Genomic DNA, 15,246 nt, shown 5'->3' with positions numbered 1-15,246 from the left:
ATCTCCTCGCGGGAGTACTCCAGGGCGGCCCGGGCCTCGACGGGACCGGAGTCCGTGTGCCCCCAGGAGGGCAGCGCCCCGTTCCTGATGAGCACCTCGGCGACGGACCCGGGTCCGTACGCCCCGGGCTTCTCGGGGGCGAGCGTCATCGTCACGGCGTGGCCCCGCGAGGCCTGCAGCAGCTCGAGGGTGAGCCTCGGGTCGGGCTCGATGATGTAGGCGGGGTCCTGGGCGCCGCAGCGCTCGCGTGAGACGAAGGGACCCTCGAAGTGGATGCCGGCGAGCTCCCCCTCGTCCGCGAGCCCCGCCAGCAGCTCCGCCTGGTGGAGGAGGACCTCGGGTGCCGCCGTCACGCAGGAGGCGACGAGCGAGGTCGTCCCGTGCCGGCGGTGCTCGAGGACGGCCCGGAGGGCCTCCTCACGGGTCGGGGCGTCCGGGAACGACGCGCCCCCTCCACCGTGGCAGTGCACGTCCACGAGGCCGGGGAGGTACGTCAGCCCGGAGTGCGGGGTCGAGCGCACGGCCGCGGAGAGCTCCGGGCCCCCCTCGGCCACCTCCGCGGCGGGACCGACGGCCCCGATGCGGGGGCCCTCCAGGACCACCACCCCGTCCTCGAGGACCTCGTCGTCGAGGACGACCCGACCGTGCAGGACCACACTTCGCTCGTTCACGTCCCCAATTGTGCACGCCGGGGACCGTGGGCGCACCCGCCTCAGAAGAGTCGGGACTCCCGGTCGTCCAGTCCCCTCATCGCGTCGTAGTCCAGCAGGACGCACTCGATGCCGCGGTCCTCGGCGAGCGTGCGCGCCTGACGGGTGATCTCCTGCGCCGCGAAGACACCTCTGACCTCGGCGAGCAGGGGGTCACGCGAGAGGAGCGAGAGGTAGCGCGTGAGCTGTTCCACCCCGTCCACACCTCCCCGGCGCTTGACCTCGATGGCCACCGGACGCCCCCGGGGGTCGTGGACGAGCAGGTCGACCGGGCCGATGGGGGTGGGGTACTCACGCCGCACCGGGGACCAGCCCTCCCCCAGCACCTCCGGGACCTGGTCCGACAGGAGGGCCTGGAGGTGGGCCTCCACCCCGTCCTTGACCAGGCCCGGGTCCACCCCGAGGTCCTCGACGATGTCGGCGACGACCTCGTGCACCCGGATCACCAGCTGGTCCTCGCCCTTGGCGGCGTGGACCGTCCACACCTCGGTGACGCCGTCGGCCTGTTCCTCCGCACCCGGTTCACCGACGTGGAGGGAGCAGGGCGCACCCATCCAGTTGAGCGGCTTGTAGGAACCCCCGTCGGAGTGGATGAGCACCGACCCGTCGGCCTTGACCATGGGCACCCTCTTCGCGAGGGGGAGGTGGGCGGTGAGACGTCCGGAGTAGTCGACGGAGCAGGAGGCGATGAGGACACGCACGGCCGTGAGCCTAACAGGACCGACGTCCGGGGCGCCCCCGGGGCGTCAGCGGTTGCGCGGTGGTCCCGACTCGACCCACGAGACCAGGCCGTTGTAGGTCGACGGCGCGATGGCGAACTCCCACCTCTCGTCCCCGGCGCCGACCCTGACCTCGAGGATCGAGCCGTCCACGGCACGGGTGAACGGCGCCGAGACCTCCAGCCCGCGACGCGGCAGGGTGAAGACGGGTCGGTTGGAGAAGCCCACGAGGCGGTACCACGAGAGCTCGTCGACCCCGTAGTGGGCGATCCCCGAGGTCCACCCCGACTGGCTGTCCGGGCGTGTCCAGCAGCGGAATGAACCCAGGTGGGTGTCCAGCCGCCGCGCGCGCACGTTGAAGTACAGCCACACCGACACCGACACGAGCAGGGCGACGGCGACCACCCAGAGCACCACGTCGAGGAACGTCCCCATGCCGATCACCTCCCCCGGTGGCTGGTCGGGCCGGGTCGCCCCGTCCGACACGCTCCCGGGACGCAGCACCCGCGTCCCTGATCAGGCCACACTACCGTGATCCGCCACCACCGTGACGAAGTCGGAATCCACCGAGACGAACCCGGAGTCGACCTGGAAGGTCCGCCGCTCGCCGTCCTCGGTGTCCACGACGACCTCCCCGGGCGCCAGGCTCGCCAGGAGCGGCTGACGTCGTGGGAGGATGCCCAACGCGCCGTCAGCAGCCGGCACACGCACGGCGGTGCCGCGCCCGTGCCACAGACGGCCCTCGCGCGAGACGACCTCGACCTGGAGCACCCCCTCGGACATCAGGCGTCCTTCTGCATCTCGTGCCACCGGCGCTCGAGGTCCTCGATGCCGCCGATGTTGAAGAAGGCCTGCTCGGGGACCTGGTCGTAGTCGCCCTCCGCGATCCTGCGGAACGCCTCGATGGTCTCCGAGAGCGGGACCGTCGACCCCTCGACACCGGTGAACTTCGTGGCCATGTAGGTGTTCTGCGAGAGGAACTGCTGGATCCTGCGCGCACGGGCGACGGTGACCTTGTCCTCCTCGGAGAGCTCGTCCACACCGAGGATGGCGATGATGTCCTGGAGCTCCTTGTTCTTCTGGAGGATGGCCTTCACCTGCGTCGCCACGTCGTAGTGCTCACGTCCCACGAGCGCCGGGTCGAGGATCCGGCTCGTGGAGGACAGCGGGTCGACGGCGGGGTAGAGACCACGGGAGGCGATCTCGCGGGACAGCTCCGTGGTGGCGTCGAGGTGGGCGAAGGTCGTCGCGGGCGCCGGGTCCGTGTAGTCGTCGGCCGGCACGTAGATCGCCTGCAGCGAGGTGATCGAGTGCCCGCCCGCGGAGGTGATGCGCTCCTGGAGGGCACCCATCTCGTCGGCCAGGTTGGGCTGGTAGCCCACCGCGGAGGGCATGCGCCCCAGCAGGGTGGAGACCTCGGAGCCCGCCTGGGTGAAGCGGAAGATGTTGTCGATGAAGAGCAGCACGTCCTGGTGCTGGACGTCACGGAAGTACTCCGCCATGGTCAGCCCGGTCAGCGCGATGCGCAGACGCGTCCCCGGCGGTTCGTCCATCTGCCCGAAGACGAGTGCCGTCTTGTCGAAGACCCCGGCCTCCTCCATCTCGTGGATGAGGTCGTTGCCCTCGCGGGTGCGCTCCCCGACTCCGGCGAACACCGAGACGCCACCGTGGTCCTGGGCGACCCTCTGGATCATCTCCTGGATCAGCACGGTCTTGCCGACCCCGGCGCCGCCGAACAGGCCGATCTTGCCGCCCTGCACGTAGGGGGTGAGCAGGTCGATGACCTTGATGCCCGTCTCGAACATCTTGGTCCGGGACTCGAGCTGGTCGAAGGCCGGCGGCTGGCGGTGGATCGGCCAGCGCACCTTGACGTCGAGCTTCTCCCCCGGCTTGAGGTTGAGGACGTCCCCGGTCACGTTGAAGACGTGACCCTTGGTGACGTCACCGACCGGCACCGAGATGGGACCTCCGGTGTCGGTCACCCGGGCGCCGCGAACCAGGCCGTCGGTGGGCTTCAGCGCGATGGTCCGCACGAGGTTGTCACCCAGGTGCTGGGCCACCTCGAGCGTCAGGAGGAAGCTCTGCTCGCCCTCGCCCTGGTCCGCCAGGTCCACCTCGACGTGCAGGGCGTTGTACAGCGGCGGGATGCGGTCCGGCGGGAACTCGACGTCGACGACGGGCCCGACCACGCGTGCGACGCGGCCCTCGCCAGCAGGTGCTGTGTTGCTCATTGTTCCATTCTCCGTCTGTCTCGGGCTCAGCCGTTGACCAGTGCGTCGGCCCCGCCCACGATCTCGCTGATCTCCTGCGTGATCTCCGCCTGGCGGGCCGAATTCGCCAGACGCGTGTACTTCTTGATGAGGTCATCGGCGTTGTCGGTCGCCGTGTGCATGGCCCTCTGCCGGGAGGCGAGCTCGGAGGCCGCCGACTGGAGGAGGACGTTGCGGATGCGGCTCTCCACGTACAGCGGCAGCAGCGCGTCGAGCACCCCTTCCGCGGAGGGGATGAACTCGTACTGGGGGAACGCCAGCTCGGGGCGGTCCTCCCCGCCCTTCTCGTCCTCGCGTGCCTCGTCCGACTCCGGGGCGTCGACCACGGTGAGCGGCAGCATCTGGCGGACGTCCACGACCTGGCTCATCATCGTCCGGAAGCGCGTGTAGACCAGGTGGACCTGGCAGACGCCCGTGAAGAGGTTCGGGTCGAGGAAGCGCTCGAGGAGCTCGGTGGCGATGGCGTGGGCCATCGCCGCGCTCGGCGCGTCGGACTCGCCCTCCCAGGCGTGCTCGATCTCGACACCGCGGAAGTGGAAGTACTGCTGAGCCCGACGACCCGCCGTGTAGAGCACCGGGACCTTGCCGTCCTCGCGCAGCCACTCCAGGAGCTTCTCGGTCTCGCGCAGCACGGTGGCGGAGTAGGCGCCCGCCATCCCGCGGTCGGAGGCGATGACGAGCACCGCAGCACGTGCCGTGTCGTGCCGGACGCTGGTGAGGGGGTGTTCGAGGCCGGCGTGGACCGCCACGGCGGCCACCGCCTGCGTGAGGGCCTTCTCGTAGGGACCCATCTCCGTGGCCGCACGGCGGGCCGCGCCGATGCGCGAGGCGGCGATCATCTCCATCGCGCGGAAGACCTTGCCCAGCGTCTGCGTCGAGGCGATGCGCTGCTTGTAGATCCTCTGCTTGCCGGCCACGGGTCAGGCCCTCTTCCCGGGGGTGGAACGTCCGCGGACGATCTCCTCGCGGGAGTGCTCCGTCTCCGCAGCCTCCCCGTCCGTCTCCTCCGCGGGGCCCCCCGAGCGGGCGCTGAGCCACTGCTCGTGGAACTCGGTGACGACGCGTCGCAGCTCGGCCTCGGTGTCCTCCGCGAGCAGACCGGTGGAGGCGATCGTCCCCAGCACCTGGGAGTGGGCGTGGAGGTAGTCGAGGAGCTGGTGCTCGAAGTCGAGCACGTCGGTGATCTCGATGTCGTCGAGGAAGCCGTTGGTGCCCATCCAGATCGAGGCGACCTGGTCCTCCACCCGGTAGGGGGGAGTTCTGGGGCTGCTTGAGCAACTCCATCAGGCGCTCGCCACGTGTCAGCTGCTGGCGGGTGGCGGCGTCGAGGTCGGAGGCGAACATCGCGAAGGCGGCCATCGACCGGTACTGCGCGAGCGTCAGCTTGAGCGTCCCGGCGACCTTCTTCATCGCCTTGACCTGGGCGTCACCACCCACGCGGGACACCGAGATGCCCACGTCGACGGCCGGACGCTGGTCGGAGTTGAACAGGTCCGACTGGAGGAAGATCTGGCCGTCGGTGATCGAGATGACGTTGGTCGGGATGTAGGCGGACACGTCGTTCGCCTTGGTCTCGATGATCGGCAGCCCGGTCATCGACCCGCCACCCAGCTCGTCGGAGAGCTTCGCACAGCGCTCGAGGAGCCGGGAGTGCAGGTAGAACACGTCGCCGGGGTAGGCCTCGCGCCCCGGTGGACGCCTCAGGAGGAGGGACACGGCGCGGTACGCCTCCGCCTGCTTGGACAGGTCGTCGAAGACGATGAGGACGTGCTGCCCCTGGTACATCCAGTGCTGGCCGATGGCCGAGCCCGTGTAGGGGGCCATGTACTTGAAGCCCGCGGGGTCCGAGGCCGGGGAGGCGATGATCGTCGTGTACTCCATGGCCCCGGCGTCCTCCAGGGTGGAGCGCACCGCGGCGATGGTCGAGCCCTTCTGCCCGATGGCCACGTAGATGCAGCGCACCTGCTTGGTGGGATCCCCCGACTTCCAGTTCTCGCGCTGGTTGAGGATCGTGTCGATCGCGATGGCCGTCTTGCCCGTCTGGCGGTCACCGATGATCAGCTGGCGCTGGCCGCGACCGATCGGGATCATCGAGTCGATCGCCTTGAGACCCGTCTGGAGCGGCTCGCTCACCGACTTGCGCATCATGACGCCGGGGGCCTGGAGCTCCAGGGCACGACGCCCCACGAGATCCGTGATCTCCCCGAGCCCGTCGATGGGACGACCGAGGGGGTCCACGGTGCGACCCAGGTACCCGTCGCCGACCGGGACCGAGAGGACCTCGCCGGTGCGGTGGACGACCTGCCCCTCCTCGATGCCGCTGAAGTCCCCCAGCACGACCGCGCCGATCTCACGTGCCTCGAGGTTCATGGCGAGTCCGAGCGTCCCGTCGGCGAAGCGCAGGAGCTCGCTGGCCATGGCGCCGGGCAGGCCCTCCACCCGGGCGATGCCGTCCGCGGTCTCGGTGACGTGGCCGACCTCCTCGGCAGCCACCTCCGAGGGGGCGTAGGAGTCCACGAAGGCATCCAGCGCGGCGCGGATCTCCTCGGGACTGATCGTGAGTTCAGCCATTGGGCATTCCTTCTGTCTTCTGTGGTCGGGGGTGGGCGGTGCTCAACGGGCCAGGGCCCGCCGGAGTTCGCCCACCTGGGTGGAGATCGAGGAGTCGACGGCCGTGTCCCCGGTCAGGAGGCGGAAGCCGCCGATGAGGGCGGGGTCGACCGCCACGTTCACGGTGACGTCGCTGCCGAGTCGGGAGGAGACGATCCTGCGCAGGCGTGCCACCTGCGCCGTCGACATCGGGGCGGCCGAGACGACGGTCACGAGGTGGCGACCGCGCAGCCGCGCGGCGTGCACCTCCAGCCGTCTGATCGTCGACAGGAGGCGTCCGTGGGAGGTGCGCCCCACGGCCCTGCGGAGCAGACGCATGGTCCACACCGACACGTGCGGGGCGAAGATCCGCTGCGCGAGCTCCGCCCGGTCGTGCCGGGTCCCCCGACCGAGGTCGGAGAGGTCGTTGCGCAGTTCGCGGTGCTCGGCGAGGAACTGGCGCACCTGGAAGAGTTCGTCCTCGACGGTGCCGATGGCGTCGTGGTCGATCGCGTCGTCGAGGGCCGCGAGGATCCCGAGGACCTCCAGGGAGTCGTGCAGGTCCATGGGGTCGGACCAGTGGCCCGACACCAGGGATTCGAGGACGTCGAGCGTCGCGGGCGCCACGTGCGGACCCAGGAGGTCACGGGCCAGTGCCGTGCGGTCCCCGGCCGTGCGCGCCGGGTCCGTCAGCGCCTCGCGCAGGCGGACGTCGGTGCGCGCCAGGTCGGAGAGACCGAAGAGGTCCTCCGCGACCCTCATGGCCTCCACGGATCCCGTGCCCAGCGCGTCGCGCAGCACGGCGATGGCACGTGCTGTGACGGTCTCGCTCGCGGTCCCCATCAGTGCTCGGTCCCACCTGCGGTCTGGGCCGTGGACTCCTCGAGCTCGTCGAGGAACCGGTCGACGACCCTCGCCGAGAGCGCGGTGTCCTTGAGCTGCTCACCGACGATCTTCTCGGCGAGCTCCGTGGCGAGCAGTCCGACGTCGGTGCGCAGGGAGATCTCCGCGGCCTGGCGTTCGGCGCTGATCTGGCGCTGTCCGCTCTCGAGGATGCGCTGGGACTCCACCCGGGCCTCCTCACGGGCGTCGGCGAGGATGCGCTTGGCGTCCTCCACCGCCCTCTCACGGGTCTTCTGGGCCTCGGCGTTGGCGTCGCGGAGCAGTTCGTCACGCTCGCGTGCGGCGAGGGAGCGGTCCTCCCTGGCCCTCTCGGCGGCGCCGAGACCCTCCTCGATCTTCGCCTGGCGCTCGTCGAGCACGGAGTAGATCTTCGGCAGCGCGTACTTGCCGACGACCAGGAGGATCGCCAGCAGGACGAGTGCGCCCCAGAAGATCTCGCCGAACGGGGGCAGGATCACCGACATGCCGTCGAAATCCCCCTCGGCGGCTTCGGTCGGGAGGAACAGCATCACGCGATGAGGGCCAGGACGAAGCCGATCAGGCCGAGGGCCTCGACCAGGGCCGCGCCGATCATCATGTTGGTGAACAGGCGGGAGGCGACCTCGGGCTGGCGGGCCGTGGCCTCCTGCGTCTTGCCGACCAGGAGACCGATGCCGATGCCCGGGCCGAGGGTCGCGAGGCCGTAGCCGATGGTGACGATGGAACCGGTCATGTGTGTTTCCTTCTCTCGGGACGCCCGGGGGCGCCGGTGGACCGTGCGGACCTAGTGGGCCTCGACGGACAGTTTGATGTAGACCGCCGTGAGCACGGCGAAGATGTAGGCCTGCAGGACCGCGATGAAGATCTCGAACAGGGTGACGACCAGGGAGGTGCCGACCATGACGACGGCCATGCCCTTCATCGCCCCCGCGCTGGCGAGCATCGCCGAGGTCCCGAAGAAGGTCAGGGCGAGCAGGAGGTGGCCGGAGATCATGTTGCACAGGAGTCGGATCGCCAGGGTGGCGGGACGGACCACGAAGCTGGAGAAGAACTCGATGGGCGTGATGAGGAAGTAGATCGGCCAGGGCATGCCCGGGGGGAACAACTGCGACTTGAGGAAGCCACCCAGACCCTGCGCGCGGATGCCCGCGGCCAGGAAGGTCACGTAGGACAGCACGGCGAAGACGATCGGCACGGCCATCACCGAGGACGCGGCGATGTTGATCCCGGGAACCACGCCGGTCAGGTTCATGCCGAGGACGCCGATGAAGATCACGCCCAGGAGCGGGGCGAAACGGCGTCCACCCGCCTCCCCCAGCATCTCGACGCCGATCGAGCGGCGCACGAACTCGGCGAGCATCTCGACCAGCTGCTGACCGCGCGTGGGCACCAGCTTCGCCCGCGACGCCACCGCTCCCAGGACCGCGCACAGCACGACGGCGACGATGACGCGCGCGAGCGTGACCCGGTTGAACGAGAAGAAGGTGCCCGAGCCGAAGATGGCATCGGGGAAGAAGTCCGTGATGCCCGGCTGGTGGGGGTGCTCGGTCATGGCCGGCCAGAAGGTGGCAATGGCGATCGCGACCAGGACGCCGACGGTGATCCAGTACCACCTGGGCTTCGAGTGTGTGCGGACGCCCGTCGTCTCCTCCGCCTTGGTGAGTGTGGACAGGGTGTCCTCCCGATGTCGTCTGTCTGGCGTCGTTGTCCTGGCGTCGTCCCACGTTCGGTGCCCCGTGGGGCGCCACCATGCTAACAGCCCACCGGGCCCGCGAAGGACACCGCCCCACGGAGGGGTCAGTCGGTCGGGTCACCCCCGGGCGCACCGTTCCCCCGGTCCGTGGGGACGACCGTGGGGACACGGGCCGTGAGGAACGCCCAGACCTCGCAGCCGAGTGTGACGAGGACGGCACCCACGGCGCCGGTCCCGACGAAGCGGAGGTCCAGACCCGCGGCACGCGCCCCGAGGAGCACCCCGGCCACGACCGCCACCTTGAGCAGGTAGCCGCCGGCCACCCAGGCGACGAGCGTCTCCGGACCCGCCGTGGCCCGCGAGACCACCAGCCCCGTGGCGGCGGACAGTGCCACTGTCGCCAGCACGGCCACGAGGGCGTCGCCCGGACCCACCCCGGGCACCAGGAGGGCCGCGACCACCTCCAGGGCCACCAGGACCGAGGTGGCGACGAACAGGGTCCTCCTCAGTCGTCGGACGGCCCCGTGAACGGACTCGTGCAGGACCACGTCCTGCTCCTCCCCGTCGGGTCGGGCGGGGTGGGGGTGCGGTTCACCCATCATGTGCTCCGGTTCCTCCGGTTCCTCCGGTGTCGCGCGGGGGCGACGCATGGGCGGCCCGTCCCCGTCCGGGGAACTCGCTGGCCGTCAGGACGAGGGCGACCCCGGCTGCCGGGAGCGCGAAGGAGAGCACGCGTCCCAGCGGGAAGACCAGCAGGGCGACTGCCGAGAGGGCCACGACCGCGGTCCACAGGTAGAGGATCACCACGACCCCGCGGTGCGTGTGGCCCCGGGCGAGGAGCCGGTCGTGGAAGTGGCTCCGGTCCGCGTGGAAGGGGCTCCGGTGCTGGAGCATGCGGCGCACGCTGGTCACCAGGAGGTCGCCCAGTGGCACGACGATCACCGCGAGGGGCAGCAGGATCGGCAGGAGTCCGGCCAGCACCTGCTGGTGGCCCAGCACGGCAGGGTCGATCTGGCCGGTGACGATGATCCCGGCGGCGGCGAGCACGAGGCCGAGGGTCTCCGCGCCGCCGCCCATCATGATGGAGGCGGGGTGGAAGTTGAACCACAGGAAGCCCGCGCACACTCCCCCCAGGGTGATGACGACCACGGAGGCGGTCGTCGCGTAGGAGGCGGCCCCCATCAACCGGGCCAGGAGGTATGAGTAGGCGAAGAAGGCCCCGGCCCCGATGCCGACCACCCCTGCGGCCAACCCGTCGAGCCCGTCGATGAAGTTCACCGCGTTGATGATGGCGACCACGACGATCACGGTGACGAAGAGGGAGAGCCTCGAGGAGCCGATGGTGAGCCCGAAGATCGGGAAGCTGACCAGCTGCACCCCGTTGGCGGCCATGAGGCCGACGATCAGCATCTGCCCGGCGAGCTTCGTGTACCAGTCGAGCTCCAGGAGGTCGTCGACGACACCGAGGACGCACATGGCGGCGGCGCCCCCCATGACCGCCCAGGGCACCGAGGTCGCGAAGACGGGTGCCATGTAGGGGATGCGGCTGCCCAGGAGCAGGGCCACGAGCAGCCCTCCCGTCATCGCGATGCCACCCAGGCGGGGCACGGGTGCGGACTGGATGTCCCGCGAGCGCAGTTCGGGCACGATGCCCCACCGGAGCGACACCCAGCGGACGAGGGGCGTCAGCATCGCTGTGGCGCCCATCGCCACCAGCATCAGCAGCAGGTAGACCTTCATGGGTGTGGTGCGCTCCCGGGTGGGCTCGGAGTCGGTGGGGTGGGATCGGGGCGGCGGGATCAGGGCCGTGGGCCGGGAGGAGGCACCCGTGCGGGACGCGGTGCCGGACCGGGTGCGGCAGGGCCGCCACGTCCCGGGCGTCGGGCGCCCTCCGTGTCGGGTGGGCGTCCGGGGGTCCCGGCGCCTCAGTGGGGGGGCGAGATCTCCTCCCCGGCATCGGAGGAGAGGACGTCCAGCGGGACGGTCCCCAGACGCAGGGCCCGGGGGGTCCCGTGGGCCAGGTCGATGATGGTGGAGGGCGTGGACCCGGGCGTCGGCCCGCCGTCGAGGTAGTCGGCGACGAGATCGCCGAAGGCCTCGCGTGCCGCGGGCAGGTCGGTGGCCGGTGGACGGCCGGTCAGGTTCGCGGAGGTGACGGCCAGCGGCCCCGTCGCCCGGAGCACCTCCAGGGCCACGGGGTGGTCGGGCATGCGCAGGGCGAGGGTCCCCCCCGTCTCCCCGAGGTCCCACCCGAGGTCGGGACGTGCGGTGAGGATCAGTGTCAGGCCGCCGGGCCAGTGCGCGTCGGCCAGCCTCCGCGCCGTCGCCGGCACGTCCACACAGAGGCGGTCCACGGCGGAGGGGTCGGCCACGAGCACGGGCGGGGGCATCTGGCGACCGCGCCCCTTGGCGGCCAGCACGGAGGCGACGGCGGCGGGATCGTCGGCATCGGCGCCGATCCCGTACACCGTGTCCGTCGGCAGGACCACCAGCCTTCCGGCACGGACGTCGGCGACGACCCCGGCGAGGTCCCGGGCGTCGATCCCCCGGGTGCAGTCGATGACATGCGTAGCGCTCACCACCCCATTCTCACACGCCTCGGGTGCCTGCCCTGAGCATGCGGTCCCGACCGGACAGGTCCGGGAGGGTGACGACGTCCACCAGTCCCGCGGCGGAGGCCAGGGCCCGCATCGCCGCGGACTGGGACTCGGCGTGCTCGACGACGACCCGTCCGCCCGGACGCAGCAGTGCCGCGGCCCGGTGGACGATGCCACGGGGCACGACCAGTCCGTCCTCGCCGCCGCCGTACAGGGCGGTCTCCGGGTCCGCGAGCGCCTCCTCCTGGGTGGGGACCTGGGAGGAGGGGACGTAGGGGGGGTTGGAGACGACGACGTCGACGGTGCCGTCCAGGTGCGCCGCGGCGGCGGTGGCATCGCCCTCGACGAGCTCCACCGCGCCGGGGGCGAGGGCCGCCACGTTCTCGGCGGCCAGGGAGAGTGCGGCGGGGTCGATCTCGACGGCGACGACCCGGGACCCGGGCACCTCGGTGGCCACCGCCAGGGCGATCGCCCCGGAGCCCGTGCACAGGTCGACGACGAGCGGGGCGTGGCCGGTGACCGAGCGGGCCGCGGCGATGGCCTCCCCGGCCACCACCTCCGTCTCGGGTCGCACCACGAAGACACCCGGGCGCGCGGCCAGGGTCAGGTCCCGGAACCACATGCGCCCGAGGATGTGCTGGAGGGGGGTGTGGTGGCGTCGCCTGGCGACGGCGCTGCGGAAGCGCTCGGCGGCCCGCGCCCCCACCGTCGGGGGCGCCGACCACAGGGAGTCCACCCCCAGTGCCCATTCGAGGAGCAGGCGGGCCTCACGGGAGGGGTCCGCCCCCTCCAGGCCCGCCAGCCGCGTCCGGGCCCAGGAGAGCAGCTCGCGCTGGTCGTAGGAGCTGGACCAGCCGGTCCCGGGTGCGCCGCTGCTCATCGCCGGGAGGCCCGGGCGAGGCGGGCGGCCTCGTCCGCCTCCACGGTGGAGGCGATGACGGGACCGAGCGCCCCGTCGAGGACCTGGTCGAGGTTGTGCGCCTTGAAGCCGGTGCGGTGGTCGGCCACGCGGTTCTCGGGGAAGTTGTAGGTGCGGATGCGCTCGGAGCGGTCGACGGTGCGGACCTGGGACAGCCTCTGCGCCGAGGCCTCGGCCTCGCGCCGGGCCCGGGCCTCCGCCGCGAGGCGCGAGGCGAGGACACGCATGGCCGCGTCCTTGTTCTGCAGCTGGGACTTCTCGTTCTGCATCGACACGACGATGCCGGTGGGCAGGTGGGTGATGCGCACGGCGGAGTCCGTGGTGTTGACGGACTGCCCGCCGGGGCCGGAGGAACGGTAGACGTCGATGCGCAGGTCCGCGGGGTCGATGTGGACGTCCTCGTCCTCCTCGACCTCGGGCATGACGAAGACCCCGACCGCGGAGGTGTGGATGCGTCCCTGTGACTCAGTGACGGGGATCCGCTGGACCCGGTGGACGCCGCCCTCGTACTTGAGGTGCGCCCACACCCCCTCCTCGGGGGCCGGGTTGCCCCGCGAGCGGATGGCCAGGGTGACGTCCTTGAGACCGCCGAGCTCGGTGGGGGTGGAGGACAGCTCGGTGGCCGACCACCCCATGGACTCCGCGTAGCGGTGGTACATCCGCGCGAGATCGGCGGCGAAGAGGGCGGACTCCTCGCCCCCCTCCCCCGCCTTGACCTCGAGGATGACGTCGGAGGCGTCATCGGGGTCGCGGGGGACGAGGATCTGGACGAGGGCGTCGTGCGCGGCGCGGGCCTCGGACTCCAGGGCGGGAAGCTCCTCGGCGAAGGCGGGGTCCTCCTCGGCGAGCTCACGAGCCGCTCCGAGGTCGCCCTCCGCGGCGAGGAGGCGACGGTGTGCGCCGACCACCCGGCCGAGTTCGGCGAAGCGTCGACCCAGGCGGCGCGCCCGGGCACGGTCGGCGTGGACGTCGGGTTCCGCGAGCGCCGCCTCGACCTGCGCGTACTCCTCGAGCAGCGGTGCGACGACGGCGAACTCGTCCTCGGACGCCATGGGGTCCTCCTCGGTGGGGTGGTGCGGGCGGGGGTGGTGCGGCGCGGGCGGCCGCCCACGGGTGCGCCCGACGTACACGTCGGCGCCGGTGACCACGGGGGTCACCGGCGCCGGGCGATGGGGCTACTTGGAAGCCTTGACGCGCTTGCCGTAGCGCGCCTCGAACCTGGCGACGCGACCGCCGGTGTCCATGAGCTTCTGCTTGCCCGTGTAGAACGGGTGGCACGCCGAGCAGACGTCGACGCGCATGACGCCCGACTTGATGGTCGAACGGGTGTGGAACTGGTTGCCGCAGGTGCACGTGACGAGGGTGTCGACGTACTCGGGGTGGATCCCCTTCTTCATGGTGTCTCCTTAAGGATTCGAGGATGCCGGGTCCCCCGGGGCAGGTGCCCACGCCGGAGCTCGGGGGTGAACCGGGACCGAGTGGCATTGTGCCACCCCGCCGGCCCCCGGGTCCATGCGGGTACGCCCCCGGCGCAGTGAACTGGCCGACACGACCCACGTGGGACCTCGGTCCCTGTACCGTGAGGACGGATCCCCCCGACGGGTCGCGAGTGCCGCGTGGGGGTACCGCGGGACCCCGACACGCCGTCCACCCACTGACCCGGACTCCCCCGGTGGGCAAAGCTCCGACAAATTGTCGGTGTCCACCCAGTCAAGTCGACTGGACAGACCACGACACGCGAGGTCCCCAGCATGCGCATCGCCGTCCCCACCGAGATCAAGAACAACGAATTCCGCGTGGCCACCACCCCCGAGATGGTCCACGAGCTCACCGCCCACGGCCACCGCGTCCTCGTCCAGGAGGGTGCGGGCATCGGCTCGGGCATCCCCGACGAGGACTTCGCCGCCGTCGGCGCCACCCTGGTGCCCACCGCGGCGGAGACCTGGGCCACGGCCGACCTCGTCCTCAAGGTCAAGGAGCCCATCGCCTCCGAGTACGTCCACCTCCGTCCCGACCTCACCCTCTTCACCTACCTGCACCTGGCGGCCGACCGACCCCTCACCGACGCCCTCCTCGCCGCCGGCACCCGCACGATCGCCTACGAGACCGTGCGGGAGGCGGACGGGTCCCTCCCCCTCCTCGTCCCCATGTCGGAGATCGCGGGGAGGCTGTCACTGACCGTCGCGGCCTACCATCTCATGAAGGACGAGGGCGGGGCCGGACTGCTCCTGTCGGGTGTGCCCGGGACCCCACGTGGCCGGGTCGTCGTCATCGGCGCCGGGACGGCCGGGGAGAGTGCGGTCGCCATGGCGGTCGGCGCCCGCGCCGATGTCACCGTCCTGGACATCGACGACGCCAGACTGCGCGCCGTCGAGGCCCGCCACCCGGGGGCGGTCACGACCCTCGTGTCCTCCAGGCCGACCATCGCCCGCGCCGTGGCGGATGCCGACGTGGTCATCGGGTCGGTGCTCGTCCCCGGCGCCCGCGCACCCAAGCTCGTCACCGACGACATGGTCGCCACCATGCGACCCGGCTCGGTCCTCGTCGACATCGCCATCGACCAGGGCGGGTGCTTCGAGGGGTCCCGGCCCACCACGCACGACGCCCCCACCTTCCCGGTGCACGACGCCACGTACTACTGCGTGGCGAACATGCCCGGGGCGGTGCCCCGCACGGCGACCGCGGCGCTGACCTCGGCGACCATGCGCCACGTGCTGCACCTCGCCGACCGGGGCGTCCCGGCGGCGGTGGCCACCTCGCACGCCCTCGCCCAGGGCGTCAACACCTGGGACGGGCACCTGGTCAACGCGGCCGTCGCGCGCGCCTTCGACCTCGCGCCCACGCCGCTGGGCGAGCTGCTGGACGCC

General features: G+C 71.3%; 17 protein-coding genes and 1 pseudogene. 1 reads left to right on the top strand and 17 read right to left on the bottom strand.

All coding sequences use genetic code 11. The features are described from left to right. From TA90_RS07575 to rpmE, 17 genes and pseudogenes are all read right to left on the bottom strand, one after another. Nucleotides 1–671: amidohydrolase family protein (locus tag TA90_RS07575; protein ID WP_187120109.1), on the bottom strand; the 671-nt coding region annotated here is incomplete at its 3' end. Nucleotides 672–712: 41 nt separating this feature from the next. Then, nucleotides 713–1,411, bottom strand: a complete 699-nt coding sequence (gene nucS / locus TA90_RS07570) for an endonuclease NucS (protein WP_043535508.1) — start codon at nt 1,409–1,411, stop codon at nt 713–715. Between the two features lie 45 nt (nt 1,412–1,456). Next, nucleotides 1,457–1,864 (bottom strand): DUF2550 family protein, encoded by a 408-nt coding sequence (locus TA90_RS07565; RefSeq protein WP_043535519.1) that lies wholly within the window; start codon nt 1,862–1,864, stop codon nt 1,457–1,459. A gap of 81 nt (nt 1,865–1,945) precedes the next feature. Beyond that, complete coding sequence (locus TA90_RS07560; protein ID WP_043535507.1) at nt 1,946–2,212, bottom strand: F0F1 ATP synthase subunit epsilon; 267 nt, start codon at nt 2,210–2,212, stop codon at nt 1,946–1,948. Next, nucleotides 2,212–3,660 carry a F0F1 ATP synthase subunit beta gene (gene atpD, locus TA90_RS07555; RefSeq protein ID WP_043535505.1) on the bottom strand — a complete coding sequence of 483 codons (1,449 nt, stop codon included), beginning with the start codon at nt 3,658–3,660 and terminating at the stop codon, nt 2,212–2,214. The genes TA90_RS07560 and atpD overlap by 1 nt, the downstream gene beginning before the upstream one ends. Nucleotides 3,661–3,686: 26 nt before the next feature. Continuing rightward, complete coding sequence (locus TA90_RS07550; RefSeq protein ID WP_043535503.1) at nt 3,687–4,616, bottom strand: F0F1 ATP synthase subunit gamma; 930 nt, start codon at nt 4,614–4,616, stop codon at nt 3,687–3,689. Between the two features lie 3 nt (nt 4,617–4,619). Continuing rightward, nucleotides 4,620–6,270: pseudogene (gene atpA / locus TA90_RS07545) on the bottom strand (F0F1 ATP synthase subunit alpha). Nucleotides 6,271–6,312: 42 nt separating this feature from the next. Continuing rightward, a complete protein-coding gene (locus TA90_RS07540) occupies nt 6,313–7,131 on the bottom strand; it encodes a F0F1 ATP synthase subunit delta (RefSeq protein WP_043535501.1) in 819 nt (272 codons plus the stop codon). Next, nucleotides 7,131–7,700: a F0F1 ATP synthase subunit B gene (locus TA90_RS07535; protein WP_043535499.1), complete on the bottom strand. Its 570-nt coding sequence runs from the start codon at nt 7,698–7,700 to the stop codon at nt 7,131–7,133. Before TA90_RS07535 ends, TA90_RS07540 begins: the two co-directional genes overlap by 1 nt. Further along, nucleotides 7,700–7,903: an ATP synthase F0 subunit C gene (atpE, locus tag TA90_RS07530; protein ID WP_043535497.1), complete on the bottom strand. Its 204-nt coding sequence runs from the start codon at nt 7,901–7,903 to the stop codon at nt 7,700–7,702. The genes TA90_RS07535 and atpE overlap by 1 nt, the downstream gene beginning before the upstream one ends. 51 nt (nt 7,904–7,954) lie before the next feature. After that, nucleotides 7,955–8,722, bottom strand: a complete 768-nt coding sequence (gene atpB, locus TA90_RS07525) for a F0F1 ATP synthase subunit A (protein WP_082031559.1) — start codon at nt 8,720–8,722, stop codon at nt 7,955–7,957. A 245-nt stretch (nt 8,723–8,967) separates the two neighbouring features. Further along, nucleotides 8,968–9,465, bottom strand: coding sequence for a hypothetical protein (locus tag TA90_RS07520; RefSeq protein ID WP_052450640.1), 498 nt, complete (start codon nt 9,463–9,465; stop codon nt 8,968–8,970). Then, complete coding sequence (locus TA90_RS07515; RefSeq protein ID WP_052450639.1) at nt 9,455–10,603, bottom strand: MraY family glycosyltransferase; 1,149 nt, start codon at nt 10,601–10,603, stop codon at nt 9,455–9,457. The genes TA90_RS07520 and TA90_RS07515 overlap by 11 nt, the downstream gene beginning before the upstream one ends. 185 nt (nt 10,604–10,788) lie before the next feature. Further along, the gene (locus TA90_RS07510) at nt 10,789–11,442 is read right to left on the bottom strand and encodes an L-threonylcarbamoyladenylate synthase (protein WP_147513425.1); all 654 of its coding nucleotides are present in this window, start codon (nt 11,440–11,442) and stop codon (nt 10,789–10,791) included. A gap of 10 nt (nt 11,443–11,452) precedes the next feature. Continuing rightward, nucleotides 11,453–12,340 carry a peptide chain release factor N(5)-glutamine methyltransferase gene (prmC, locus tag TA90_RS07505; RefSeq protein WP_043535494.1) on the bottom strand — a complete coding sequence of 296 codons (888 nt, stop codon included), beginning with the start codon at nt 12,338–12,340 and terminating at the stop codon, nt 11,453–11,455. Then, on the bottom strand, nt 12,337–13,431 hold the full coding sequence (gene prfA / locus TA90_RS07500; protein WP_043535512.1) for a peptide chain release factor 1: 1,095 nt from the start codon (nt 13,429–13,431) through the stop codon (nt 12,337–12,339). The genes prmC and prfA overlap by 4 nt, the downstream gene beginning before the upstream one ends. A 123-nt stretch (nt 13,432–13,554) precedes the next feature. Next, nucleotides 13,555–13,776: a 50S ribosomal protein L31 gene (gene rpmE / locus TA90_RS07495; protein ID WP_043535493.1), complete on the bottom strand. Its 222-nt coding sequence runs from the start codon at nt 13,774–13,776 to the stop codon at nt 13,555–13,557. Nucleotides 13,777–14,130: 354 nt separating this feature from the next. Between rpmE and ald the strand changes: the two genes are divergently transcribed. After that, nucleotides 14,131–15,246 (top strand): alanine dehydrogenase (ald, locus tag TA90_RS07490; protein WP_074015343.1); only part of this gene is annotated, 1,116 nt, incomplete at its 3' end.

It is taken from the genome of Actinomyces polynesiensis, from assembly GCF_000820725.1.
GTDB classification, from domain to species: Bacteria; Actinomycetota; Actinomycetes; order Actinomycetales; family Actinomycetaceae; genus Pauljensenia; species Pauljensenia polynesiensis.
This window is presented reverse-complemented; position numbering and strand designations above follow the sequence as displayed.

Bases quoted from the DNA above. Each gene is read 5' to 3' on its own strand.
- TA90_RS07565 (WP_043535519.1), bottom strand. From the start codon at position 1,864: ATGGGGACGTTCCTCGACGTGGTGCTCTGGGTGGTCGCCGTCGCCCTG.
- TA90_RS07560 (WP_043535507.1), bottom strand. From the start codon at position 2,212: ATGTCCGAGGGGGTGCTCCAGGTCGAGGTCGTCTCGCGCGAGGGCCGT.
- atpD (WP_043535505.1), bottom strand. From the start codon at position 3,660: ATGAGCAACACAGCACCTGCTGGCGAGGGCCGCGTCGCACGCGTGGTC.
- TA90_RS07540 (WP_043535501.1), bottom strand. From the start codon at position 7,131: ATGGGGACCGCGAGCGAGACCGTCACAGCACGTGCCATCGCCGTGCTG.
- TA90_RS07535 (WP_043535499.1), bottom strand. From the start codon at position 7,700: ATGCTGTTCCTCCCGACCGAAGCCGCCGAGGGGGATTTCGACGGCATG.
- atpE (WP_043535497.1), bottom strand. From the start codon at position 7,903: ATGACCGGTTCCATCGTCACCATCGGCTACGGCCTCGCGACCCTCGGC.
- atpB (WP_082031559.1), bottom strand. From the start codon at position 8,722: ATGACCGAGCACCCCCACCAGCCGGGCATCACGGACTTCTTCCCCGAT.
- TA90_RS07520 (WP_052450640.1), bottom strand. From the start codon at position 9,465: ATGATGGGTGAACCGCACCCCCACCCCGCCCGACCCGACGGGGAGGAG.
- TA90_RS07515 (WP_052450639.1), bottom strand. From the start codon at position 10,603: ATGAAGGTCTACCTGCTGCTGATGCTGGTGGCGATGGGCGCCACAGCG.
- prmC (WP_043535494.1), bottom strand. From the start codon at position 12,340: ATGAGCAGCGGCGCACCCGGGACCGGCTGGTCCAGCTCCTACGACCAG.
- prfA (WP_043535512.1), bottom strand. From the start codon at position 13,431: ATGGCGTCCGAGGACGAGTTCGCCGTCGTCGCACCGCTGCTCGAGGAG.
- rpmE (WP_043535493.1), bottom strand. From the start codon at position 13,776: ATGAAGAAGGGGATCCACCCCGAGTACGTCGACACCCTCGTCACGTGC.